General features: G+C 55.1%; 3 protein-coding genes. 2 read left to right on the top strand and 1 reads right to left on the bottom strand.

The window, feature by feature from the left end; genetic code table 11:
• Positions 1–1,293: extracellular solute-binding protein (locus tag VGE80_RS13900; protein WP_440593091.1), on the bottom strand; the 1,293-nt coding region annotated here is incomplete at its 3' end.
• Between the two features lie 567 nt (positions 1,294–1,860).
• Here VGE80_RS13900 and VGE80_RS13895 point away from each other — a divergent pair.
• Both VGE80_RS13895 and VGE80_RS13890 read left to right on the top strand, forming a co-directional pair.
• The gene (locus tag VGE80_RS13895) at positions 1,861–3,396 is read left to right on the top strand and encodes a hypothetical protein (RefSeq protein ID WP_397568088.1); all 1,536 of its coding nucleotides are present in this window, start codon (positions 1,861–1,863) and stop codon (positions 3,394–3,396) included.
• A 34-nt stretch (positions 3,397–3,430) separates the two neighbouring features.
• Positions 3,431–3,896: TSUP family transporter (locus VGE80_RS13890; protein ID WP_440593090.1), on the top strand; the 466-nt coding region annotated here is incomplete at its 3' end.

Raw genomic sequence — 3,896 nt, 5'->3', positions numbered from 1 at the left:
ATCGAGCTGTCCTTCAAGGAATTGTCCCAGGATCTCGGACGTCACTGCGCGGAAGTCATTTGCTCCGATGACCGGAAGTTCATAAACAAGTTCTGAGTCACGCAGCGACTGAGCGACCGCGTCGACGTATTGACTCGCCTCTTCTGACTGAAGCGACGGGGTATACCAGTTGGGTGCCAGTTCCAGTTGGGACTCACGACAGGGGCTTTTGGGCAAATTCGCAAACGCTTCCTCGAAGAGGGGCGACGAATTTAAGCTTTCGATGAACTGGAGAGCCGCGGATTCCTGCGCTCGATCAGGGGGAAGAACTACTCCGGCGATGAGTCCCGAGAATCCGCACAGAGCCGGGGCGTGGACGGACCCTGTTGGAATCGCGTCCCACTTCTTCGAGTTGCGGTTGTAGACACGTCTCGATCCCGGCAGGCGACAGATTCCGATCTCAATTCCTTCAGCTCGAAGCACTGAGGTCTCTTCTGGGGAGGCTGCCTCCGCAGACGAATTCGACGGCTCAAATGTCAGTCCGATTGCGGCTTTTCCGGCCAGAATCTGATTGCGGCAGTCGGCGGGGGAATAAGACGCCACTTCCCGGGGAAGTTTGTTCCAGACTCTGCCCGCGACTTCCAGTGCTTCGATGAAACCGGGGGAATTCAGGGTCGGTTTGGCGGTATCGATATCGAACCAGACCGAATAGTTTTCCGGGTGTTTGCAGTAGGCGAGAGCGCGTGCAAAGAATGTGGTGGCTCGAGAATCCACGCTGAGCGGCTCGACTGCCACCAACCCATTGGCCCACTGATCGAGCGTGTCGATCAATTGGGCGTACTGGTCCCACGTCTCCGGGGCCTTAAGTCCTGCCGTCCTCAAAAGATCGGCGCGGTAATAGACCACAAGCAACGGGGCAGAGACTGGAATCGCAATGACCTCCCGTTCTCGAGACAGGGTACGCTCCCTTAACCCTTTAAAAATATCCCGGGTATCGATTGTCGTCAGTCGCGAAAGGTGGCGATCGGCCAGATTGAACTGGCGAAAGGGGACCAGAACCAGGCGACCGCCCGATTCTGGAGAAAGGTCGGACAGATTGGGGAACCCCTCGGCTTCGTCGTATTCAGAAATGCGAGTCGTTGCTCCGGTTTGGGACGACCATTCCTGAAGCATCACCTCCCATCGGCCGGGGAGATTGAGGGACTGCGGGGTGACGATTTCCAGTTCCTGCCCGCGCAGTTGTTGTGAGACATTTGAGGTCGGCGGGGGATCTGACGGGCAACCTGCCGTCATCGCGAGGAAAAATGGGGTCAAGATTCCCCGGAAAACACGTTTAACAGAATGCCGATCAAAGTTTGTCCTCATCAGTTCACAAATCCCTGTTTTTCGTCCTGTGTCGGAATGGAGTGCGTCCCTTTGTCGGGGCGGTTCCGCCGCGAGAGTTCGATCAAGCGGCGATTCGTCTGTCCGACGGCTGTCTACGTCTACGCCCGACCCTGCCTGTCTGTGTGATTTCTGTGATGAAATCGAAGGTAGAACCGGATTAATTGTTAGACTGGCGCAAAGAATCATCCGTTGCCTGTATTGCAACCGTTTTTGCGAAACGACGCAATCCTCGGCTGCCGACAGTGAAGATTGAGACCGCGCAGGATCAAGATACGTTCATGCCAGTGCTGTATGTGCTGGTTATGTCAGGTTGCGCGATTTCGTCGGAGAGGAAATAGATCTGAGGGTAGGTGAACATAAACTTCTTGACTCGTGCCAGGCGCCCCTTAGACTGAATATAAGTGTGCGCAAAGCGTAGTCACTTCGTTTCTCCGTCCGGCCATTGTCCATTCGTTGTCTGTTTCGCATTGCACGGTTCTCGCCAAAGGGAAGACCATGGCCTCTGCTGCCAATAAACCAGGTCCCGTACACTACTTTCTGGTTGCGTTTGTCGTGTCCTCTGTCGTTCTGGGGATCACCACATACATGTTCCACCGGGATGCATCTGACAAGTATGCAGAGGTGGCGAAGCTGAACGATGAAAATCAGAAGCTGAACCGGGCACAGAAGACGCGGGACGATGAGGTACTGGCACTCAAGAACAAGATTGGGATCAAGCTCGATCAGGTCGAAGACCCCAATAACCCAGAAAACAAAGCGACCGTCATCAAGGGCCTGGACTCGGAACTGCAGGTGAATGGGCTGGATGCTCAGGGACCCACTGTTGTTGAAACCTTGCGTAAGATGCGTGACGCATTGAATGCGACGACGGCTGATCGTGATTCGAAAGTCGCCAAGATCAACGCACTGGAAAAAGAAATCCTGGCACTCAAGGGTCAGTATCAAGGGCAGGTCGATAACTACGGGCAGCAAACCAAAGATGCCGAGCGAGACAAACTGGCTGTGATCAGCGACCGCGATGAGCGGGTGATCGCCAAGGATCGGGAAATCGCCGCCATCAAGGCAAACCTGAATGCGACCAGCGTCGAATTGACTCAGGAGAAAGAGTCGCGTGAGAAAGAACGCAAAGAGCTGAACGACTTGATTGCCAGTCTGGGTGCACGAATCGATTTCTTCAAGGAAAAGATCGACGAACTTGAGAAGCTGAGTTTTGAAGATGTTGACGGAATGATCCGTCGGGTCGAGCACGATACGGGGACTGTCTGGATCAACGTCGGGGAAGCTGACAACCTGAAACCCCGGATGACATTCAGTGTCTACTCAAAGGATAACCTGGGTGTCGGACGTGGCGCTGAAGATATCAAGGGCAAAATTGAAGTGACGCGACTGCTTGGCCCCCACATGGCCGAGGCCAAGGTCATTGATGAGGATCTCTACCGGCCGATGGTCGCTGGCGATCTGATCTACACCCCCATCTGGAGTCCCGGGCTTGTCGAAAAGATCTCTCTGATCGGTACGTTCGATCTGGACGGAGATGGTCGCAGTGACCGGGAAGAACTTCATCGCATGATGGCTTCCGCAGGCTGCATTATTGATAACGAAATTGATGACGACGGGAACCGGATTCCAGAGGACGGCAAGATCACCGTTCATACCCGCTTCCTGGTCAAGGGGGACATCCTCGAACTACCCAATGCTGTCGGTGCCGCAGAAGAAGCGAAAGCGACCAGACTGCAGAATCACTTGAAAGACATGGTTCAGGAAGCGCGTGCTAACGGTGTCCGCGTGATCAAGATGAATGACTTCCTGGCCTACATCGGGTACCACTCCAAGCGGCGAACGTTCCTTCCAGGTCAACCAGGCAACAAGTGGAACCTGAAGGCAGGATCGGCCAGCGAATCGACCAAAGATGTCACCGGAGATCGTACCTCGAGCGGAAACGTCTCTGGCTCATACTCAAAGCTTCGCCAAGCTCCTCAGCAGCAATCCGACGGGAACACCAGCAAAGTGTTTGGCGGATCAGGGCGATAGAGAGTTCAGTTGCTCATTCGCGTATGATCCGTTCATGGACGCTCAACTTGTCTTTCTCTGTAGTGCCGCGCTCGTTGCCGGAGCCATCAATTCGGTAGCGGGAGGCGGCACTTTGCTTACTTTTCCCGCTCTCACCTGGATTCTCGGGCCTTCCGCAGCCAGCGCCGTGATTGCGAGTGCCACCAGCACTGTTGCACTGTTCCCAGGTTCGCTTGCCGCGACCTGGGGATATCGTCGCGAAATCGTCAGCCAGCGCCGCTGGATCATGCCTTTGATGGTTCCTTCGCTGGTGGGAGGATCGCTCGGCACGTGGCTGGTGGTGAGCCAGAAAGATGCCATCTTTCAGGAAATGGTCCCCTGGTTGATTCTGCTGGCCTCGGCGTTGTTCCTGCTTCAGCCCACAATCAGCCGCTGGACGGGGATCGGTGGTCATCACGTGATGCCGACCACGACCACCATGGCGTGCATCATCGCCTTTCAGAGTCTGATCGCACTCTACG

It is taken from the genome of Schlesneria sp. (assembly GCF_036405755.1).
GTDB lineage: Bacteria > Planctomycetota > Planctomycetia > Planctomycetales > Planctomycetaceae > Schlesneria > Schlesneria sphaerica.
Note: the sequence above shows the minus strand (reverse complement) of the source record. Positions and strands in the feature narration are given on the sequence as shown.

Coding starts and splice junctions, on each gene's coding strand:
- VGE80_RS13895 (WP_397568088.1), top strand. CDS start 1,861: ATGGCCTCTGCTGCCAATAAACCAGGTCCCGTACACTACTTTCTGGTT.